This window comes from Streptomyces sp. NPDC058697 (assembly GCF_042715345.1).
In the GTDB taxonomy this organism is placed as follows: Bacteria; Actinomycetota; Actinomycetes; order Streptomycetales; family Streptomycetaceae; genus Streptomyces; species Streptomyces liliifuscus.
The window spans coordinates 172506-193364 of record NZ_JBHXSU010000012.1 but is presented as its reverse complement, the minus strand read 5'-3'; the positions used below and the strand labels follow the sequence as shown (position 1 = coordinate 193364).

Below are 20859 nucleotides of genomic sequence, written 5' to 3'. Positions count from 1 at the left end.
CATGTGTGCGGTGGGCGCCCCGGCGCGGCAGAATGCGTGGGGTGAACGCCGAGACCCGGAGGGTGACGCCCGCTCCAGGACCCGTGCCGCAGGGGTCCGTGGCGCGGCGGCTCCTCGTGCCCGGCGGGATCCTCGCGGCCGTGGCCGGCGCCTTCGCGTACGTGGGAGCGGTCGACCCGAACGAACCGGGGCACTACCCCGCCTGTCCGCTGCTCCAGTACGCCGGCGTGTACTGCCCCGGCTGTGGCGGACTGCGCAGCGCGCACGCCGTCGCGCACGGGGACCTCGTGGCGGCGCTCGGGGCCAACGCGGTCGCCGTCGCCGGGTATCTCGTGTTCGCCGTCGTGTGGACCGTCTGGGTGATCCGTACGGTCCAGGGACGGCCGCTGCGCATCGATCCCCGGCCGTCCGTCCTGTGGGGCCTGGGCGCGTTGCTGCTGGTCTTCACGGTTGTCCGGAACCTGCCGTTCGGTGGCTGGCTGCATCCTTGATCAATCGGTGAACGTCCAGGTAGTGGGACCGGCGTCAACCGGATGCGAGGCCTAAGCCCTCCTCCGGATACCATCGCAGTGACCATCGGTTTCGTCCGAAGCGGGACGGACCCGGGTCAACCGCAGAAGCGCTACAACTGTCAACCGTCTGGGAAGGGGGCCGCTCGCGTGAGTGTGCTCGACGAGATCATCGACGGAGTCCGTGCCGACCTCGCGGAGCGGCAGGCGCGCGTCAGCCTCGACGAGCTCAAGGAGCGCGCCGCGAAGGCTCAGCCCGCCAAGGACGGTGTCGCGGCCCTGCGCGGCGACGGCGTCAAGGTCATCTGCGAGGTCAAGCGCTCCAGCCCGTCCAAGGGCGCGCTCGCCGCGATCGCCGACCCCGCCGCGCTCGCCGCCGACTACGAGGCGGGCGGCGCGGCCGTCATCTCCGTCCTCACGGAGCAGCGCCGCTTCGGCGGTTCGCTGGCCGACCTGGAGGCCGTCCGTGCCCGGGTCGACATCCCGGTGCTGCGCAAGGACTTCATCGTCACCTCCTACCAGCTGTGGGAGGCCCGGGCGTACGGCGCGGACCTCGCGCTGCTCATCGTGGCCGCCCTCGACCAGCCCGCCCTGGAGTCCCTCATCGAGCGCGCCGAGTCCATCGGGCTCACACCGCTCGTCGAGGTGCACGACGAGGACGAGGTCGAGCGGGCGGTGGACGCCGGCGCGAAGGTCATCGGCGTCAACGCGCGCAACCTCAAGGACCTCAAGGTCGACCGCGGCACCTTCGAGCGCGTCGCACCCGAGATCCCCGCGCACATCGTGAAGATCGCCGAGTCCGGCGTCCGCGGTCCGCACGACCTCATCGCGTACGCCAACGCCGGCGCCGACGCCGTGCTGGTGGGCGAGTCCCTGGTCACCGGCCGGGACCCGAAGACGGCCGTCTCCGACCTGGTCGCCGCGGGAGCCCATCCCGCGCTGCGGCACGGACGGGGCTGACCCTCCGGATGTACGCCGGCCGTTCCCTCGCCGCCACGACCACCCGTCCGGGCCCCGGCCCCGACGGTGGTCCGGCGCGCGTACGGTCGGCCGCCGCGGGCCCCTCGGTGGCCCGTGGCCCCTACGCACGGCTCGCCCGCGGCTGCCGTCCGCGCGGCTGCCGGGCGCCTGCGCGGCGCGTGCATGGGCGCCGGGTGCGGTATGTCATCGGGGACGAGCCCGGGCAGGTCAATGGGATGCGATGGCGTCGGTGCGTGTCACCTGCGGTGAGCTGAGCCGCGTCCGAGCGTTCCGCTGGTAGTCCGGTGATGAATCTGCCGGCCGGTGGGGGCTGGGCGCGCAGTTCCCCGCGCCCCTTTGGGGCGCTGCCTCATCGAAGGTGTCACGCGATCCACGTGATCCCATTCCGACCGATACCGGGGCCCACGCCCCTGCGAGGTAACCGCATGTCCAGTGAGTTCTTCATTCCCGACCCCGAGGGTCAGGTCCCCAGCGCCGAGGGGTACTTCGGCGCGTTCGGCGGGAAGTTCATCCCGGAGGCGCTGGTCGCCGCCGTGGACGAGGTCGCCGTGGAGTACGACAAGGCGAAGTCCGACCCCGAGTTCGCCCGGGAACTGGACGACCTGCTCGTCCACTACACCGGCCGCCCCAGCTCCCTCACCGAGGTGCGGCGCTTCGCCGAACACGCCGGTGGCGCCCGGGTGTTCCTCAAGCGCGAGGACCTGAACCACACCGGCTCCCACAAGATCAACAACGTGCTCGGGCAGGCCCTGCTCACCCGGCGCATGGGCAAGACCCGGGTCATCGCCGAGACCGGCGCGGGCCAGCACGGCGTCGCGACGGCCACCGCCTGTGCGCTGTTCGGCCTCGAATGCACCATCTACATGGGCGAGATCGACACCGAGCGCCAGGCCCTGAACGTGGCCCGGATGCGCATGCTCGGCGCCGAGGTCATCGCCGTGAAGTCCGGCAGCCGCACGCTGAAGGACGCCATCAACGAGGCCTTCCGCGACTGGGTCGCCAACGTCGACCGCACCCACTACCTCTTCGGGACCGTCGCCGGACCCCACCCCTTCCCGGCCATGGTCCGTGACTTCCACCGCGTCATCGGCGTCGAGGCCAGGCGGCAGATCCTGGAGCGCGCGGGCCGTCTCCCCGACGCGGCCGTCGCCTGCGTCGGCGGCGGCTCGAACGCCATCGGCCTCTTCCACGCCTTCATCCCGGACGCGGACGTGCGCCTCATCGGCTGCGAGCCCGCCGGACACGGCATCGAGACCGGCGAACACGCGGCCACCCTCACCGCGGGCGAGCCCGGCATCCTGCACGGCTCGCGGTCGTACGTCCTCCAGGACGAGGAGGGCCAGATCACCGAGCCGTACTCGATCTCGGCCGGACTCGACTACCCGGGCATCGGCCCCGAGCACGCGTACCTCAAGGACAGCGGCCGCGGTGAGTACCGTGCCGTCACCGACGACGCGGCGATGCAGGCCCTGCGCCTGCTCTCCCGTACCGAAGGCATCATTCCGGCCATCGAGAGCGCGCATGCGCTCGCGGGTGCGCTGGAGGTCGGCAAGGAGCTGGGGCCCGACGGGCTGATCGTCGTCAACCTGTCCGGGCGCGGCGACAAGGACATGGACACGGCCGCCCGTTACTTCGGCCTGTACGACGAGGGCGCCGACGCCGTCGTCGAGGCGGACGCCGACAGCGACAGCGCGGAGATCGAGGGGGACGCCAAGTGAGCGGCAACATCCAGCTGTTGAGCGACACCCTCGCCGGTGCGAAGGCCGAGGGGCGGTCCGCGCTCATCGCGTACCTGCCGGCCGGCTTCCCGACCGTCGACGGCGGGATCGCGGCCGTCAAGGCCGTCTTCGAGGGCGGCGCGGACGTCGTCGAGGTCGGTCTGCCGCACAGCGACCCCGTCCTCGACGGACCGGTCATCCAGACCGCCGACGACATCGCCCTGCGCGGCGGCGTCAAGATCGCGGACGTCATGCGCACGGTCCGCGAGGCGTACGAGGCGACCGGTAAGCCCGTCCTCGTGATGACGTACTGGAACCCCATCGACCGCTACGGCGTCGAGCGCTTCACCGCCGAGCTGGCCGAGGCGGGCGGCGCGGGCTGCATCCTGCCCGACCTGCCCGTGCAGGAGTCCGCGCTGTGGAGGGAGCACGCCGAGAAGCACGGCCTCGCGACCGTCTTCGTCGTCGCGCCCAGCAGCAAGGACGCCCGGCTCGCCGAGATCACGAAGGCGGGCTCCGGCTTCGTCTACGCGGCCTCGCTGATGGGCGTCACCGGGACGCGCGAGTCCGTGGGCGCGCAGGCCCAGGACCTGGTGCGGCGCACCAAGGCCACCACCGACATCCCGGTCTGTGTCGGCCTCGGCGTCTCGAACGCCGAGCAGGCCTCGGAGGTCGCCGGCTTCGCCGACGGCGTCATCGTCGGCTCGGCCTTCGTGAAGCGGATGCTGGACGCCCCGGACGAGGCCGCGGGCCTGGACGCCGTACGCGCCCTCGCCGCCGACCTCGCGAAGGGCGTGCGCGGCACGGTGTGACCCATGTCCGTTCGAGCACGTAACGGACAATCCGCTCACTCGAACGGGTGGACCTGGGGCCGGGGAGGCGCGGTGCGCCTCCCCGGTTCGTTCTGCGGGATGTGAGCGAGAAGAACCGTGACGGAAAGCGCACCGCCCGCGAGCGGCTGGCGGAAGAGCGAGCGAAGCAGAAGACGGCCGAGAAGCGCCGGCGCGTGCTGATCGTGGGCGGTGCCGTCGTCTGCGTGCTGGCACTGGCCGCGGTCGGCGGCGTCCTGGCCGCGAACGCGGGCAAGGACAAGACCGACACGGCGGGCCCGGTGACGGCCCCCTCGGGGGCGAACGGCGACGACAGCCTCGCCATCCCCGTCGGCAAGGAGAGCGCCAGGTCGACCCTCACCGTGTGGGAGGACTTCCGCTGCCCGGCCTGCAAGAGCTTCGAGGACGCCTACCGCTCGACGATCCACGAGCTGACGGACGCCGGACAGCTCAAGGTCGAGTACCACCTGGCGACCCTGATCGACGGGAACATGGGCGGCAGCGGCTCCCTGCGCGCGGCCAACGCCGCGGCGTGCGCCCAGGACGCCGGGAAGTTCACCGCGTACCACGACGTGCTGTTCGAGAACCAGCCCGCCGAGACGGACGACGCGTACGCGAAGAACAGCAAACTGATCGAGCTGGCCGGCAAGGTCGACGGACTGGACACCGGCACGTTCAAGAAGTGCGTCGACGACGGCGCGCACGACAGCTGGGTCGCCAAGTCCCACCAGGCCTTCCAGGGCGGCGGCTTCAGCGGCACACCGACGGTGCTGCTGAACGGCAAGAACATCTACCAGGACCAGTCGATGACCCCGGCCAAGCTGAAGCAGATGGTGCAGCAGGCCGACAAGGCGTGAGGACGGTGGGCCGCGCGGGCTTTGCGGGTGTCACATCCGCACCGGAGGCCCCGTGGGTCCCGTCGGTCTCGTTATGGAGCCGTAGCCCGGGCGGGTTGCCGTACGTGCCGCCCGGCAGGGTAGCGTCGACCCTGCCATGGAATTTGCCTATATCCCCAGCCCGTCGCGCGGTGTGCTGCACCTCGGCCCCATTCCGCTGCGCGGCTACGCGTTCTGCATCATCATCGGCGTCTTCGTAGCCGTCTGGCTCGGCAACAGGCGATGGATCGCGCGCGGGGGCCGACCAGGCACCGTGGCGGACATCGCCGTGTGGGCCGTGCCGTTCGGTCTCGTCGGCGGGCGGCTCTACCACGTCATCACCGACTACCAGCTGTACTTCAGCGAGGGTCAGGACTGGGTCGACGCCTTCAAGATCTGGGAGGGCGGCCTCGGAATCTGGGGGGCCATCGCGTTCGGCGCGGTGGGTGCCTGGATCGGCTGCCGCAGCCGTGGGATCCCGCTGCCCGCGTGGGCCGACGCCCTCGCGCCCGGCATCGCCCTCGCACAGGCCATCGGCCGCTGGGGCAACTGGTTCAACCAGGAGCTGTACGGGCGGGAGACGGACCTCCCCTGGGCGCTGCACATCACGTCCACGACGGACGGCCGGGTGCCGGGCTACTACCACCCGACCTTCCTGTACGAGTCGCTGTGGTGCATCGGTGTCGCGGTCCTCGTTATCTGGGCCGACCGGCGCTTCAAGCTCGGCCACGGCCGCGCCTTCGCCCTGTACGTGGCCGCGTACTGCTCGGGCCGCTTCTGGATCGAGTCCATGCGGGTCGACGAGGCCCACCACTTCCTGGGGCTCCGCCTCAACGAGTGGACCTCGATCGTCGTCTTCCTCCTCGCCGTCCTCTACTTCGTGCTGTCGGCCCGGTTCCGTCCGGGACGCGAAGAGGTCGTCGAACCGGCCGCGTCCGACGGGGACACCGACGACGACGGCGCCGCGGTGAAGCTGGACAAGAAGTCCGAGGACGATGACTCCGACAACGAGTCCGAAAGCGACTCCGAGTCCAAGAAGTCCGGCGCCGAGAAGTCCGAGGACGAGGACGAGGACAAGGGCGAGAAGGAGACGGCCGAGACCGAGGCGAAGGACGAAGCCGAGTCGGCCAAGAAGGCCTGACCTCAGTGGTCTGACCTCTGTTCGTACGTGGAGGGGGCGCCCCGAGTGATCGGGGCGCCCCCTCCACGCATGTGTGCACGACTAGCGGCGGCGGGCCAGTGCCAAGGTGCGGTGGGCCGCGGCCACCACCGCCGCGTCGATGAAGCGGCCGTCCGGGAGGGCCTGGGCGCCGGGGTGGGTGGCCGCGGCCTTGACGATTGACTCGGCCGATTCGATGTCCTCCGGGGTCGGGAGGTAGGCCGTCTCGATCACCGGGAGCTGGCGGGGATGGATGGCCGCGCGGCCGAGGAAGCCCAGCGCGCGGCCGTGGGCGCAGGACGCGGCCAGACCGGCGAGGTCGCGTACGTCGGGATGCACGGACTGGGGCGGTGGGGACAGGTCCGCCGCCCGGGCGGCCAGAACCACTCGGGAGCGGGGCCAGTCGAGGCCCGCATCCTCGCGTACACCCAGGTCGGCCCGGAGGTCGGCCTCGCCGAGCGAGATGCCGCGCAGGGCGGGATGGGCCGTGGCGATCGCGTAGGCGTTCTCGACGGCGAGGGCCGATTCCAGGAGGGCGTACAGGGGGATGTGCGGCGCCCTGTACGCCGTACGTACGACCTGGGCGGGGGCCGTGACCTTGGGCAGGCGGATGCCCGCGAGGCTCGACAGGGCCGGGAGCGCGGCGAGGGTCCGGAGGTCGGCGGCGGACTCCGGGCTGTCCAGGGCGTTGACGCGGACGTGCACCGGGACCGGGAGCGGGGACGGCCCGGACAGGAGGTCGGCGGTGGCGGCCCGGGCGTACTCCTTGCGGTCGGCGGCCACCGCGTCCTCCAGGTCGACGACGACCACGTCGGCGCCGGCGACCAGGGCCTTCGCCACCACTTCGGGGCGGTCGCCGGGGACGTACAGCCAGGTGAGAGGGAAGGCGTCGGTCGCTCCCGCGCCGGGGGTTTCCGTGGTCACAGGGCGCCCTCCGATCTGAGCGTGGTGATCTCGGCCTGCGTCAGGCCGAGTTCGGCGAGGACGGTGTCCGTGTCGGCGCCGTGCGGGCGGCCCGCCCAGCGGATTCCGCCGGGGGTGTCGGTGAGGCGGAAGAGGACGTTCTGCATGCGCAGCGGGCCCAGTTCGGGGTCGTCGACGGTGGTGACCGTGTCGAGGGCGGCGTACTGAGGGTCCGTCATGACGTCGCGTACGTCCTGGATGGGGGCCACCGCCGCCTCCGCCTTCTCGAACTCCGCGATGACCTCCTCGCGGGTGTGCTCGGCGATCCATGATCCGACCGCCTCGTCGAGGACGTCGGTGTGACGGGCTCGTTCCGCGCCGGTGGTGAACCAGGGTTCGGCGGTCAGGTCGGGGCGGCCGACCAGGCGCATCACGCGCTCGGCGATCGACTGGGCCGAGGTCGAGACGGCGACCCAACTGCCGTCCGCTGTGCGGTAGGTGTTGCGGGGCGCGTTGTTCTGGGAGCGGTTGCCCGTGCGGGGCTGGACGTGGCCCAACTGGTCGTACCAGAGCGGCTGCGGGCCCAGGACCGTGAGGATCGGCTCGATGATCGCCATGTCGACGACCTGCCCGCGGCCCGTGCGGTCGCGGGCGGCGAGGGCCGTCATCACCGCGTACGCCGTGGCCAGGCCCGCGATCGAGTCGGCGAGGCCGAAGGGCGGGAGGGTCGGCGGGGCGTCCGGTTCGCCGGTGATCGCGGCGAAACCGCTCATCGCCTCGGCGAGCGTGCCGAAGCCCGGCCGGTGCGCGTACGGGCCGAACTGGCCGAAGCCGGTGACGCGGGCCAGGACCAGGCGGGGGTTCGCGGCCGACAACTCCTCCCAGCCGAGGTCCCACTTCTCCAGGGTCCCGGGGCGGAAGTTCTCGATGATCACGTCGGCGGAGGCGGCCAGGCGGAGGAGCGTCGTGCGGCCGCCGTTGGTGGAGAGGTCCAGTGTCATCGTGCGTTTGTTGCGGCCGAGGAGTTTCCACCACAGGCCGATGCCGTTCTTCGACGGGCCGTGGCCGCGGGACGGGTCAGGTCTGCGGGGGTGCTCGACCTTGATGACCTCCGCGCCGAAGTCGCCGAGCATCGTGGCGGCGAGGGGGCCGGCGAAGAGGGTCGCGAGGTCGAGGACGCGGAGGCCGGTGAGGGGTGCCGGTGCGGTCACGGCGGTGTGGGTCATGGGTGGGGGGACTCCTGGTGGGGTGGGGCTGGGGAGTTGGTTGCGCAGGGGCAGGGGCAGGGGCAGGGGCAGGGGCAGGGGCAGGGGAGGGGGAGGGGTCCAGCGTTCGGTCAGGCGGTCGGTCGGGTCGCCAGTTGGGCTGTCAGGTCGGCGAGCGTGTCGAAGCCCGTGCCGTTGAAGTCGCCGATGGACGTGGCCAGTCGGTTCTTGAGCGGGGTCGTCCAGCGGGACGGGATCGCCTCGGGACCGCCCGCGAGCAGGCCCGTGATCGAGCCGGCCGTCGCGCCGTTCGAGTCCGTGTCCCAGCCGCCCGACACGACACGGCAGATGGAGGCCGTGAAGTCGCCGTCCGCGTGGGTGAGCGCGGCGGCGAGCAGGGCCGTGTTGGGGATCGCGTGGACCCAGTGGTACGCGGCGTGGTTGGCGTGCAGTTCGTCGACGACCGTGTCGAAGTCCCGGTGTTCCCGGGCCAGTTGGACCGCGTGGCGGACGGCTCGGGCGAGGCGGGAGTCGGGCGGCACGACTCTGAGGCCCGTGCGCAGGCAGGCGTGGATGTCGCTCGTGCCGGTGGCCGCCTCGGCGATGGCGGCCGCTGTGAACATCGCCGCGTAGACGCCGTTGGCGGTGTGGGTGAGGGTGGCGTCCCTGTGGGCCTGTTCCGCCGCCGTTGCCGGGGCGCCCGGGTTCGTCCAGCCGTGGGCGTCCGCGCGGATCAGGGCGCCGATCCATTCGCGGAACGGGTTGCGGTGGTGGGCCGTTCGCGGGGGTTCGATGCCGGCGAGGAGGTTGCGGTAGGCGACGCGTTCCGCGGTGAACGTGCGGCCCGCTGGGAGTTCGTCCAGCCAGAGGCGGGCCGCGTCCGTGGTGGTGAAGTGCTTGCCGTGGCGTTGGAGCAGCAGGAGGTTGAGGAGGGGGTAGTTGAGGTCGTCGTCCTCCGGCATGCCGTCGATGTTCTCGGCGAGGGAGGTGGTCGCGGAGCGGCGGTTCCAGGGGTGGGTGGCCTTGAGGTGCGGGGGGAGGCCTCGTTCTGTGAACCAGGTGGTGAGGGGCCAGTTGTCGGTGGCCCTGGCCAGTGCTCTGATGCCGTCCAGGGGGAGTTTTTCCACTGGCTTGCCCAGTAGGCAGCCTGCGGCTCTGCCCAGCCAGGCGGCCTCCAGGCGGGGGTGGAGTGTGGCTGGGGTCAGGGATGTTTCTTCTTCCCCAAGCCCACCCCTTCCCGAAGGTGGGGGCGCTGCCCCCACGCCCCCGGAGCTTCGGCTGAGGTCCGCTGTGCCCACCCTCCCCCACTCTCGGCTTCGCTCGAGCGGGGGGACCCCCATCGCCCCAGCGGAACGATTGCCCACAGCGGTAAGCGCGGTGCCGTCAGCTGTTGTGGGCCAGTTGGGGCATAGCGCTCGGATCTTGGACAGGTCCGTTGGCTCTTTTTCTGCCAACTCGCTTGGTAGGTCTGCCAGTTCGTCCAGGAGGTCCTTGGCCAGGGCCCGTAGGTAGGGGGACGCCGGTTGGGGGGAGGCGCCTGCTCGTTGGGGGGACCGGGGGCCGCCCGCTCTGTGCCAGCGGGCGGCGATGGCCTTCGGTTCTCGGCCGTCCTGGCTTGCCTGGTTGAGCTCGTGGCCCAGGAGGTCCTCCGGCTGGACCCAGGTCAGGCGGAGGGGGGTCATGACAGCTCCGCGTAGGCCGTCTCGTGGGTGCGGCGGCGGGTGGTGTCGCGGGTGAAGATCTCGCGGGTCACCTCTGTGAGTGTTGTCGCGGGAGACTGCAGGTCCAAGCGGCTGGACTCCGCCACCGTCTTCGCCCAGTCGGGCGGGATCTCCGAGCCGAGGGCGCCCGCCAGGGCCCCGGACATCGTGGCGATCGAGTCGCAGTCGCGGCCGTAGTTCACCGAGCCCAGGACCGCGTGCCGGTAGTCGCCGTGGGAGATCAGCAACATGGCGAGGGCGACCGGGAGTTCCTCGATGGAGTGGATGCGGGAGGGGCGACGGGCACCCAGGGACGGGGCCCGGTAGTCGGGGCCGACCGTGTCGTAGGGCGCCACCGACTGGCGGAGCGGGACCAGCGCCGACTCGAAGTCCGAGTAGCGCGACGCCGTGTCGCAGACGGTTTCGATGGCCGCCCGTGTGCCGTCCTTCGCCAGGGACAGACAGGCGTCGACGACCGAGTCCGGGGTCGCGCCCGGTGTGCAGGCCGCCGCCACCCCCGCCGCGAACACGCCCGCCGCCTCTCGTCCGTACGACGACTGATGGGCGCCCGCGATGTCGAGGGCCTCGGCGTACGCGCCCGCCGGGTTGGCCGCGTTGACCAGGCCGACCGGGGCCATGTACATCGCGGCACCGCAGTTGACGATGTTGCCGGCGCCGGCCTCGCGGGGGTCCACATGGCCGTAGTGGATCCTTGCCACCAGCCACTTCTCCGCCAGGAAGATCCGGTGGAGGGGGAGCGCCTCGGCCTCCAGTTCCGGGATCCAGCGCGGTGTCGTCATAAGGTCCGGGACCAGGTGGTCGGCGACGGCGTACGCGTCCAGGTGGTCGCGGACCTTCGCGTACACCCGTACCAGGGCGTGCGTCATCAAGGTGTCGTCGGTGACGTGGCCGTCGCCCTTGTGGTACGGGGCGATGGGGCGGGCCGTGCGCCAGTCGTCGCCGTTCCAGGGGCCGACGATGCCGTGGACCCGGCCGCCGTGGCGTTCGGCGATCTGCTCGGGGGAGTAGCCCTCGACGGGGCCGCCGAGCGCGTCGCCGACGGCGGCTCCCACGAGGCTGCGGGTGATCCGTTCTTCCAGAGTTGCGGGTGCGGTGGGCGTCATGTCCGAATCATCCACCTGAGAGGGCCAGTTCCGTGGCTGCCAGCAGTTCGGCGAGTTCCACCAGGTCCGTGCCGGTCAGCCGGGGCAGCGCGCAGCCCGAGAGCGTGCGGCACGCGTCGCGCCAGGAGTCAGGGATCGCCGTGCCGCCGCCGATCGCGCCGGTCAGCGCGCCGACGAGAGCGGGGGCCGAGTCCGCGACCCTGGACAGACACGCGGCCGCGGGTACCGCCTCGGCGATCCGGCCGTGCGAGGCGGTGGCGAGTGCGAGGGCCACCGGGACGGTCTCGGCGGCGGCGATGCCGTAGCTGTAGACGTGGTCGACGATCTGGTGCTCCAGGAGCGGTACGAGACTGAAGGCGCTGTCGGCCTCGCGGGCGAGCGTCAGCGCGTGGCGGGCGTTGCGGCCGATCTCCGTGGACTCCGGGAGTTCGGCGAGCGCGGCAGCCACGCAGGTGTCGGCGTCTTCGCCGGCCAGGGCGAGCGCCAGCGCCGCCGCCATCGCACGGGCGCCGTGCACGCCGTCGCCGTCCTGGGTGTAGCGGGCGTCGAACTCGGCCAGTTCCGCGGCAAGTTGGGGATCTCCGGCGTGGGCCACGGCCAGCACGCAGGCCCGTACGCAGGCCGCGTCGTCGAAGTAGTGGGGGTTGTCGTGGCCGGTGGCGGGCGGGCGCAGGCCGGTGGCGAGGTTGCCGAGCCCGGCTCGTACGGAGATGCGGGCGCGCAGGGGGAGTACGGCCGACTCGACCTCGGGGGCGCGGTCGGCTGCGGCGGCGACCTCGCTGGCGATGGCGTTCCAGGAGAGGTCGATGGCCGCGCGCATGCGGCGTTCTCGGCTCAGGTCGCCGAGTGCGCCGGGGTCGGTGGCGCGTAGGACCGCCTCTGCTGCGAATGCCGCCCACTCGGCGTCGTCCGAGGGGCCGAGTCTCAGTGGTTCCGGGGGTTGGTTCAGGGCGATGGGGACGGGGAGGGTGGTGGTGGCGTTCTGTTCGGCGAAGGTGTCCAGTTCTCGGGTGAGGCGTCTGGTCCACTCGGGCATGCGGGCGGCTCTGTGCCTGGCGGCGGGCCAGCCTGCGGCGTCGCCTGCGGCTAGGCCCAGTAGGAGGCCTTCGATTCGCCGTGGCGCGTTCGGGTGGTGGGCGATGTGCGGGTGCGTTGTGGCTTGTCGCGCAGTTCCCCGCGCCCCTGATGGGGCGGGGGTTCCGAGTGTGATGTGCGGGGCCGTGGGGGTTGAGCGCGCAGTTCCCCGCGCCCCCGGTGCAGGCGCCCCTGAGGGGGCGCCTGCACCAGAGCCATTGATCAGTTCCGGTTTCATTGCGGTACCTCGTCCTCGTCCGGGGTCAGGAGGTCCGCCACGTCCAGGATGTGGTGGCCCTGCATGGATGGGAGGCAGCTGCCTTTTGCCGGGCCGATCGCCGCTGACCAGGTGGGAGGGATCGACGAGGCGCCCTTCGTCGCGCCGGCCAGGGCGCCCGCCACCGCTGCCGTGGTGTCGGCGTCGCGGCCCATGTTCACCGCGGTCAGGACCGCTTCCGTGAAGTCGCCGTCGGCCGCCGCGTACGCGCCGAAGGCCAGGGCGACGGCCTCGGGGGCGAGGTCGGTCCAGGGGTAGCCGCCGATGACGACGGCGGAGCGGACGGCGCGTTCGCCGCGGTGGGCGCAGGCGACGGCGCGGCGCAGGGAACGGGCCGTCCAGGAGTCGTCGGGGATCACCGCCAGGGCCGAGGCGACCACCACCATCGTCGGGGCGCCCGCCATCGCGGCGGCCACGCCCGCCGCTACCGCCTGGCCGCCGTAGATGCCCTCGCCGTCGTGGCTCACCGAACCGTCGATGGCCACCAGGCGGGCTGCCTCCGCGGGGCGGCCCGCCGCGAAGACGCCGAAGGGGGCCGCGCGCATGGCGAGGCCGTCGCTCCAGGCGTGCCGGTGCTGGGCGGAGATCGGGGCGGCCAGGCCCCGCCGCAGGTTCTCCAGCGTGCCCCGCTCGCTGAAACCGGCGCCCCGGAACGGACCCTCGTCCAGGTCGGCGATCCAGTGGTGCCAGGCCGCTTCCACATGCCGGGGCGTGAGCGCCGAACCGTGCCGGGCCAGGAGCAGCCCGGAGAAGATCGCGTACTCCGTGTCGTCCGTGCCGGCCGGGGTGTCGGTCACGTATCCCGTGATGCGGCCCCAGCGTGCGCGGATCTCGGACGGCTTCATGTTCTCGGCGGGCGCCCCCAGCGCGTCCCCGACGGCGAGTCCCAGCAGCGCGCCGCGCGCCCGATCGCGGAGACCGGCGGCGTCCCCGGGGGCCGGGACCGAGGGAACGCAGGCAATAGAAGCCATGACGGTGCCTCTCCATCGCGGGGTCCCGGAAGGTCCGAGGGACCCTTTGCGGATCTGTCCCCACCAAGTGGTTCGGCGGAGCCTCGCGCGGCTCAGCGTCACCCGGTCGACATCTGTGCGCAGGTCTCTACGGATGAGCGAAGGTGGTGAAAGCCCAGGTAAGTACGGCCTTCCTTGCTGGTAGGGGTGAAATTTCAGGCGTAGCTTGGGTGTTGTCCAAGAGTGGAAACAGTCTAAGTTTCAGTTCCAGCAACACTTCGGGAGACCCGGGCATGGCCATCATCGAGACCGAGGCGGCGCTTCACGAGGCGCACCGCGACAACCACACCCACCGGGACGTCAGCGGCGGCTGGCTGCGCCCCGCCGTCTTCGGCGCGATGGACGGTCTGGTCTCCAACCTGGCGTTGATGACGGGTGTGGCGGGCGGTGCCGTGTCCCATCGGACGATCGTGATCACGGGGCTCGCGGGGCTGGCGGCCGGCGCCTTCTCCATGGCGGCCGGCGAGTACACCTCCGTAGCCTCGCAGCGCGAACTCGTCGAGGCCGAACTCGACGTCGAGCGGCGGGAGTTGAGGAAGTACCCGAAGGACGAGGAGCGTGAGCTCGCCGAGCTGTACCAGGCGCGGGGCGTCGAGCCCGGTCTCGCCCGTGAGGTCGCCCGGCAGTTGTCGAAGGATCCCGAGCAGGCCCTGGAGATACACGCCCGCGAGGAGCTGGGCATCGATCCCGGTGACCTGCCTTCGCCGACCGTCGCCGCCGTGTCGAGCTTCGGCTCGTTCGCCCTGGGCGCCCTGCTCCCCGTACTTCCCTATCTGCTGGGCGCGACCGCTCTGTGGCCCGCTCTGCTGCTCGCGTTCCTCGGGCTCTTCGCTTGCGGTGCGATCGTGGCCAGGGTGACCGCTAAGTCCTGGTGGTACAGCGGACTGCGGCAGCTCGCGCTGGGCGGTGCCGCGGCCGGTGTGACGTACGCCCTGGGCAGTGTGTTCGGTACGGCCGTAGGATGACCGGCGCGCCGCCGAGTCGAGCAGCTATGCAAGGGACTGCATAAGTAGTCGTTACTCGGCGGTTTCGAATCCTTAACCACTGGGCATGAGCCGTAAGCGCTGCGGGCAATGACGCCTGCACAGCATTTGAAGCGTTGGGCGACGTTGCCTGCCGCGATCGGGCCGACGGTCATTGATCTGTCCGAAAAGGTCCCCTTGTTCAGCCGCCACGAGCGGCCTCCGCCGCGACCCGCGGCGTCCGCATGTTGGAACGCCGTATCCGGTTCCCGAGAACGGCTCCATCATGTAACCTGCACGAAATTTTGCACCTTTCGCAGAGGGCCAACGTCGTCCCTCGGCACTTGCATATGCCACGACGACGACGGGAGAGCCGATGCGTACGCCGCGCCAGCCGTCCCAGCACTCCGCGAATGGCCAGAACTGGTCCTTCATGGATGCTCGCCCTGCCGCGCAGGGGATGTACGACCCGCGCAACGAGCACGACGCCTGTGGCGTCGGCTTTGTGGCCACCCTCACCGGTGAGGCGAGCCATGCGCTGGTCGAGCAGGCGCTGACCGTGCTCCGCAATCTGGAGCACCGCGGCGCGACCGGCTCGGAGCCCGACTCCGGCGACGGGGCCGGGATCCTCTCCCAGGTGCCCGACACCTTCTTCCGCGAGGTGGCCGGATTCGAACTGCCCGAGGCGGGCTCTTACGCGGTCGGTATCGCCTTCCTTCCGGAGGACACCGCCGCCGAGGCCGTCTCACGGATTGAGACGATCGCCGCCGAAGAGGGTCTGACGGTCCTCGGCTGGCGCGAGGTCCCGACCGCCCCCGAACTCCTCGGCGCCACCGCCCGCTCGACGATGCCCCTCTTCCGTCAGCTCTTCGTGACGGAAGGTTCCAGCCAGGGCATCGATCTCGACCGCAGGGCGTTCGTGCTGCGCAAGCGCGCCGAGCGTGAGGCCGACGTGTACTTCCCGTCGCTCTCCGCCCGGACCATCGTCTACAAGGGCATGCTGACCACCGGCCAGCTGGAGCCCTTCTTCCCGGACCTGTCCGACCGCCGCTTCGCCTCCGCGATCGCGCTCGTGCACTCCCGGTTCTCCACGAACACCTTCCCGAGCTGGCCGCTCGCCCACCCGTACCGCTTCGTCGCGCACAACGGCGAGATCAACACGGTCAAGGGCAACCGCAACTGGATGGTGGCCCGCGAGTCCCAGCTCGTCTCCGACCTGTTCGGTGACAAGGGCCTCGACCGCGTCTTCCCGATCTGCACGCCCGACGCCTCCGACTCCGCGTCCTTCGACGAGGTGCTCGAACTCCTGCACCTGGGCGGCCGTTCCCTCCCGCACTCCGTGCTGATGATGATCCCGGAGGCGTGGGAGAACCACGACTCCATGGACCCGGCCCGCCGCGCCTTCTACCAGTTCCACTCCACGATGATGGAGCCCTGGGACGGCCCGGCCTGTGTCACCTTCACCGACGGCAAGCAGGTCGGCGCCGTACTCGACCGCAACGGTCTGCGCCCCGGCCGCTACTGGGTCACCGACGACGGCCTCGTCGTCCTCGGCTCCGAGGTCGGCGTCCTCGACATCGACCCCGCAAAGGTCGTCCGCAAGGGCCGCCTGCAGCCCGGCCGCATGTTCCTCGTCGACACCGTCGAGCACCGCATCATCGAGGACGACGAGATCAAGGCCGGCCTCGCCGCCGAGAACCCGTACGCGGAGTGGCTGGAGGCCGGCGAGATCGAGCTCTCCGACCTGCCCGAGCGCGAGCACATCGTGCACACGCACGCCTCGGTCACCCGTCGCCAGCAGACCTTCGGCTACACCGAGGAAGAGCTGCGCGTCATCCTCGCGCCGATGGCCAAGTCCGGCGGCGAGCCCCTCGGCTCCATGGGCACGGACTCGCCGATCGCGGCCCTGTCCGAGCGCCCGCGGCTGCTCTTCGACTACTTCACCCAGCTGTTCGCGCAGGTCACCAACCCGCCGCTGGACGCCATCCGCGAGGAGCTCGTCACCTCCCTGCGCTCCTCCCTCGGCCCCGCCGGCAACCTCCTGGAGCCGACCGCCGCGTCCTGTCGCAGCGTCACCCTGCCCTTCCCGGTGATCGACAACGACGAGCTGGCCAAGCTCATCCACATCAACGCCGACGGCGACATGCCGGGCATGAAGGCCGCGACGCTCTCCGGCCTGTACCGCGTCTCCGGCGGCGGCGACTCCCTCGCCGCCCGCATCGAGGAGATCTGCACCGAGGCCGACGCCGCCATAGAGAACGGCGCCCGGCTGATCGTCCTCTCGGACCGGCACTCCGACGCCGAGCACGCGCCGATCCCCTCGCTGCTGCTCACCGCGGCCGTCCACCACCACCTCATCCGCACCAAGCAGCGCACCCAGGTGGGCCTGCTGGTCGAGGCCGGCGACGTCCGCGAGGTCCACCACGTGGCCCTCCTCATCGGCTTCGGCGCCGCGGCCGTCAACCCGTACCTCGCGATGGAGTCCGTCGAGGACCTCGTCCGGGCGGGCACGTTCCTCCCCGGCATGGAGTCCGAGCAGGCCATCCGCAACCTGATCTACGCGCTCGGCAAGGGCGTCCTCAAGGTCATGTCCAAGATGGGCATCTCGACCGTCGCCTCCTACCGCGGCGCCCAGGTCTTCGAGGCCGTCGGTCTCGACACGGCCTTCGTCCAGAAGTACTTCATCGGCACGGCCACCAAGATCGGCGGCGTCGGCATCGACGTCATCGCCAAGGAGGTCGCCGCCCGCCACGCGAAGGCGTACCCGGCCAGCGGCATCGCGCCCGCGCACCGCGCCCTCGACATAGGCGGCGAGTACCAGTGGCGCCGCGAGGGCGAGCCGCACCTGTTCGACCCGGAGACGGTCTTCCGCCTCCAGCACTCCACGCGCACCCGCCGGTACGACATCTTCAAGAAGTACACGGACCGCGTGAACGAGCAGTCCGAGCGGCTGATGACGCTCCGCGGCCTGTTCGGCTTCAAGTCCGGCCGCGAGCCGATCTCCATCGACGAGGTCGAGCCGGCGAGCGAGATCGTCAAGCGCTTCTCCACCGGCGCCATGTCCTACGGCTCCATCTCCAAGGAAGCCCACGAGACGCTCGCCATCGCCATGAACCAGCTGGGCGGCAAGTCCAACACCGGTGAGGGCGGCGAGGACGCGGACCGGCTGTACGACCCGGCGCGCCGGTCCAGCATCAAGCAGGTCGCCTCCGGCCGGTTCGGCGTGACCTCCGAGTACCTGGTCAACGCGGACGACATCCAGATCAAGATGGCCCAGGGCGCCAAGCCCGGTGAGGGCGGCCAGCTGCCCGGCCACAAGGTCTACCCGTGGGTCGCCAAGACGCGTCACTCCACCCCGGGTGTCGGTCTGATCTCCCCGCCGCCGCACCACGACATCTACTCCATCGAAGACCTCGCCCAGCTGATCCACGACCTGAAGAACGCGAACCCGCAGGCGCGGATCCACGTCAAGCTGGTCTCCGAGGTCGGCGTCGGCACGGTCGCCGCGGGTGTCTCGAAGGCGCACGCGGACGTCGTCCTCATCTCCGGCCACGACGGCGGCACGGGCGCCTCCCCGCTCACCTCGCTGAAGCACGCGGGCGGCCCCTGGGAGCTCGGCCTCGCCGAGACCCAGCAGACGCTGCTGCTCAACGGTCTGCGCGACCGCATCGTCGTACAGACCGACGGCCAGCTGAAGACCGGCCGTGACGTCGTCATCGCCGCGATGCTCGGCGCCGAGGAGTTCGGTTTCGCGACCGCGCCGCTCGTCGTCTCCGGCTGCGTCATGATGCGCGTCTGCCACCTGGACACCTGCCCGGTCGGCATCGCCACCCAGAACCCGACCCTGCGCGACCGGTACACCGGCAAGGCCGAGTACGTCGTGAACTTCTTCGAGTTCATCGCCGAGGAGGTCCGCGAGATCCTCGCCGAGCTGGGCTTCCGCACCATCCAGGAGGCCGTCGGCCACGCCGAGAACCTCGACGTGGAGCGCGCGGTCACCCACTGGAAGGCGCAGGGCCTGGACCTGTCCCCGCTGTTCTACGTGCCGGAGCTGCCCGAGGGCACCCCGCTGCACCAGGTCATCGAGCAGGACCACGGCCTGGAGAAGGCGCTCGACAACGAGCTGATCAAGCTCGCCGCCGACGCGCTGGCCGCGGACTCCGCGACCGGTGCCCAGCCGGTGCGCGCCCAGGTCGCGATCCGCAACATCAACCGCACGGTCGGCACCATGCTCGGCCACGAGGTGACGAAGAAGTTCGGCGGCGCGGGCCTGCCCGACGACACCATCGACATCACCTTCACCGGGTCGGCCGGCCAGTCCTTCGGCGCCTTCCTGCCGCGCGGTGTGACGCTGCGCCTGGAGGGCGACGCCAACGACTACGTCGGCAAGGGCCTCTCCGGCGGCCGGGTGATCGTCCGTCCCGACCGGGGCGCCGACCACCTCGCCGAGTTCTCGACGATCGCGGGCAACACCATCGCGTACGGCGCGACCGGCGGCGAGCTGTTCCTGCGCGGTCGTACGGGCGAGCGGTTCTGTGTCCGCAACTCCGGTGCCACGGTCGTCTCCGAGGGCGTGGGCGACCACGGCTGCGAGTACATGACCGGCGGTCACGCGGTCGTGCTCGGCGAGACGGGCCGCAACTTCGCGGCCGGTATGTCGGGCGGCATCGCGTACGTCATCGACCTGAACCGCGACAACGTCAACGTCGGCAACCTCGGCGCGGTCGAGGAACTCGATGACACCGACAAGCAGTGGCTGCACGACGTCGTGCGCCGCCACGCCGAGGAGACCGGCTCCACGGTCGCCGAGAAGCTCCTCGCCGAGTGGGCCGTGTCGGTGGACCGCTTCAGCAAGATCATCCCCAGCACGTACAAGGCAGTGCTCGCCGCCAAGGACGCCGCCGAGCGAGACGGTCTCACCGAGACCGAGATCACCGAGAAGATGATGGAGGCGGCGACCAATGGCTGATCCCAAGGGCTTTCTCAACCACGGCCGCGAGGTCGCCAGGACCCGTCCGGTGGACGTGCGTCTCAAGGACTGGAACGAGGTCTACGTTCCGGGCTCGCTGCTCCCCATCATCTCCGAGCAGGCCTCGCGCTGCATGGACTGTGGCATCCCGTTCTGCCACAACGGCTGTCCGCTCGGGAACCTCATCCCCGAGTGGAACGACTACGCGTACCGCGAGGACTGGTCCGCCGCCTCCGAGCGCCTGCACGCCACCAACAACTTCCCGGAGTTCACGGGCCGGCTGTGCCCCGCCCCGTGCGAGTCGGCGTGTGTCCTCGCCATCAACCAGCCCGCCGTGACCATCAAGAACGTCGAGGTCTCGATCATCGACAAGGCGTGGGACAGCGGCGACGTCGCACCCCAGGCCCCCGAGCGGCTCTCCGGCAAGACGGTCGCGGTCATCGGCTCCGGCCCGGCCGGCCTCGCCGCAGCCCAGCAGCTCACCCGGGCCGGCCACACCGTCGCGGTCTACGAGCGCGCGGACCGTGTCGGCGGCCTCCTGCGCTACGGCATCCCCGAGTTCAAGATGGAGAAGCGGCACATCAACCGCCGCATCGAGCAGATGCGCGCGGAGGGCACCCGCTTCCGTACCGGCATCGAGATCGGCCGCGACCTCAAGGCGACGGACCTGCGCAAGCGGTACGACGCCGTGGTCATCGCGGCCGGCGCGACCGTCTCCCGCGACCTGCCGGCCCCCGGGCGCGAGCTGAACGGCATCCACTTCGCCATGGAGTACCTGCCGCTCGCCAACAAGGTGCAGGAGGGCGACTACGTGGCGCCCCCGATCACCGCCGAGGGCAAGCACGTCGTCGTCATCGGCGGCGGCGACACGGGCGCGGACTGCGTGGGCACCGCCCACCGACAGGGCGCGGCCTCCGTCACACAGCTGGAGATCATGCCCCAGCCGGGCGAGGACCGTGCTCCGCACCAGCCCTGGCCGACGTTCCCCATGCTCTACAAGGTCACCTCTGCGCACGAGGAGGGCGGCGAGCGGGTCTACTCCGTCTCCACCACCCACTTCGAGGGCGACGAGGACGGCAACGTCCAGTGGCTGCACCTCGTGGAGGTCGAGTTCATCGACGGCAAGCTGACGCAGAAGCCGGGCACCGAGCGCAAGATCCCCGCCCAGCTCGTCACCCTCGCCATGGGCTTCACGGGCACCGACCAGGAGAACGGCCTGGTCTCCCAGTTCGGCCTCGACCTCGACGAGCGCGGCAACGTCGCCCGCGACGCCGACTTCGCGACCAACGTCCCCGGCGTGTACGTCGCCGGTGACGCCGGCCGCGGTCAGTCCCTCATCGTGTGGGCCATCGCGGAGGGCCGCTCGGCCGCCCGCGGCGTCGACCGCTTCCTGACCGGGGAGAGCGAACTGCCCGCCCCGATCCGCCCCACGGACCGCTCCCTCATGGTCTGACGCTCCACCTCAACAGACGTCCCGTACAAAGGCGTACGGAACAAACCACGGCGCTCGCCCCCGTCCCCGACCGGACACCGGCGGGCGCCGCGGCGTGTCCCGGGGCGCCT

16 protein-coding genes are annotated in these 20859 nt (G+C 71.1%); 10 read left to right on the top strand and 6 right to left on the bottom strand.

Annotation, left to right across the window (positions count from 1 at the left end):
- The first annotated feature begins 32 nt into the window (after nt 1-32).
- The 7 genes from ACFWXQ_RS27210 to lgt all read left to right on the top strand — a co-directional run bounded on the left by ACFWXQ_RS27210 (nt 33) and on the right by lgt (nt 6054).
- Entirely contained in the window at nt 33-491 is a 459-nt protein-coding gene (locus tag ACFWXQ_RS27210) for a DUF2752 domain-containing protein (RefSeq protein WP_383937153.1), read from the top strand.
- A gap of 168 nt (nt 492-659) precedes the next feature.
- A complete protein-coding gene (trpC, locus tag ACFWXQ_RS27205; RefSeq protein ID WP_383937155.1) occupies nt 660-1469 on the top strand; it encodes an indole-3-glycerol phosphate synthase TrpC in 810 nt (269 codons plus the stop codon).
- Nucleotides 1470-1477: 8 nt separating this feature from the next.
- A complete protein-coding gene (gene trpM / locus ACFWXQ_RS27200) occupies nt 1478-1744 on the top strand; it encodes a tryptophan biosynthesis modulator TrpM (protein WP_383937157.1) in 267 nt (88 codons plus the stop codon).
- Nucleotides 1745-1915: 171 nt separating this feature from the next.
- Nucleotides 1916-3208, top strand: coding sequence for a tryptophan synthase subunit beta (gene trpB, locus ACFWXQ_RS27195; RefSeq protein ID WP_383937160.1), 1293 nt, complete (start codon nt 1916-1918; stop codon nt 3206-3208).
- Nucleotides 3205-4020 (top strand): tryptophan synthase subunit alpha, encoded by an 816-nt coding sequence (gene trpA, locus ACFWXQ_RS27190; protein WP_383937162.1) that lies wholly within the window; start codon nt 3205-3207, stop codon nt 4018-4020. The genes trpB and trpA overlap by 4 nt, the downstream gene beginning before the upstream one ends.
- A 101-nt stretch (nt 4021-4121) precedes the next feature.
- Nucleotides 4122-4895 carry a DsbA family protein gene (locus ACFWXQ_RS27185; RefSeq protein ID WP_383937166.1) on the top strand — a complete coding sequence of 258 codons (774 nt, stop codon included), beginning with the start codon at nt 4122-4124 and terminating at the stop codon, nt 4893-4895.
- A 136-nt stretch (nt 4896-5031) separates the two neighbouring features.
- Nucleotides 5032-6054, top strand: coding sequence for a prolipoprotein diacylglyceryl transferase (lgt, locus tag ACFWXQ_RS27180; protein WP_386269372.1), 1023 nt, complete (start codon nt 5032-5034; stop codon nt 6052-6054).
- Nucleotides 6055-6135: 81 nt separating this feature from the next.
- On the opposite strand, the gene ACFWXQ_RS27175 is transcribed toward lgt, so the two are convergent.
- From ACFWXQ_RS27175 to ACFWXQ_RS27150, 6 genes are all read right to left on the bottom strand, one after another.
- A complete protein-coding gene (locus tag ACFWXQ_RS27175; protein ID WP_383950796.1) occupies nt 6136-6996 on the bottom strand; it encodes an HpcH/HpaI aldolase/citrate lyase family protein in 861 nt (286 codons plus the stop codon).
- On the bottom strand, nt 6993-8201 hold the full coding sequence (locus ACFWXQ_RS27170; protein WP_383950799.1) for a CaiB/BaiF CoA transferase family protein: 1209 nt from the start codon (nt 8199-8201) through the stop codon (nt 6993-6995). Before ACFWXQ_RS27170 ends, ACFWXQ_RS27175 begins: the two co-directional genes overlap by 4 nt.
- Nucleotides 8202-8311: 110 nt before the next feature.
- A complete protein-coding gene (locus ACFWXQ_RS27165; protein WP_386269369.1) occupies nt 8312-9862 on the bottom strand; it encodes an ADP-ribosylglycohydrolase family protein in 1551 nt (516 codons plus the stop codon).
- Entirely contained in the window at nt 9859-11004 is a 1146-nt protein-coding gene (locus ACFWXQ_RS27160; RefSeq protein WP_383950804.1) for an ADP-ribosylglycohydrolase family protein, read from the bottom strand. Before ACFWXQ_RS27160 ends, ACFWXQ_RS27165 begins: the two co-directional genes overlap by 4 nt.
- A 7-nt stretch (nt 11005-11011) precedes the next feature.
- Complete coding sequence (locus tag ACFWXQ_RS27155; RefSeq protein ID WP_383950807.1) at nt 11012-12316, bottom strand: ADP-ribosylglycohydrolase family protein; 1305 nt, start codon at nt 12314-12316, stop codon at nt 11012-11014.
- Complete coding sequence (locus tag ACFWXQ_RS27150; RefSeq protein ID WP_383950810.1) at nt 12313-13326, bottom strand: ADP-ribosylglycohydrolase family protein; 1014 nt, start codon at nt 13324-13326, stop codon at nt 12313-12315. The genes ACFWXQ_RS27155 and ACFWXQ_RS27150 overlap by 4 nt, the downstream gene beginning before the upstream one ends.
- Before the next feature lie 272 nt (nt 13327-13598).
- On the opposite strand from ACFWXQ_RS27150, the gene ACFWXQ_RS27145 reads away from it, so the two are divergent.
- The 3 genes from ACFWXQ_RS27145 (at nt 13599) to ACFWXQ_RS27135 (ending at nt 20749) form a co-directional block, all read left to right on the top strand.
- Nucleotides 13599-14330, top strand: coding sequence for a VIT1/CCC1 transporter family protein (locus tag ACFWXQ_RS27145; RefSeq protein ID WP_383950812.1), 732 nt, complete (start codon nt 13599-13601; stop codon nt 14328-14330).
- A gap of 373 nt (nt 14331-14703) precedes the next feature.
- On the top strand, nt 14704-19296 hold the full coding sequence (gltB, locus tag ACFWXQ_RS27140; protein WP_383950815.1) for a glutamate synthase large subunit: 4593 nt from the start codon (nt 14704-14706) through the stop codon (nt 19294-19296).
- Nucleotides 19289-20749 (top strand): glutamate synthase subunit beta, encoded by a 1461-nt coding sequence (locus ACFWXQ_RS27135; RefSeq protein WP_383950818.1) that lies wholly within the window; start codon nt 19289-19291, stop codon nt 20747-20749. The genes gltB and ACFWXQ_RS27135 overlap by 8 nt, the downstream gene beginning before the upstream one ends.
- The last annotated feature ends 110 nt before the right edge of the window (nt 20750-20859 follow it).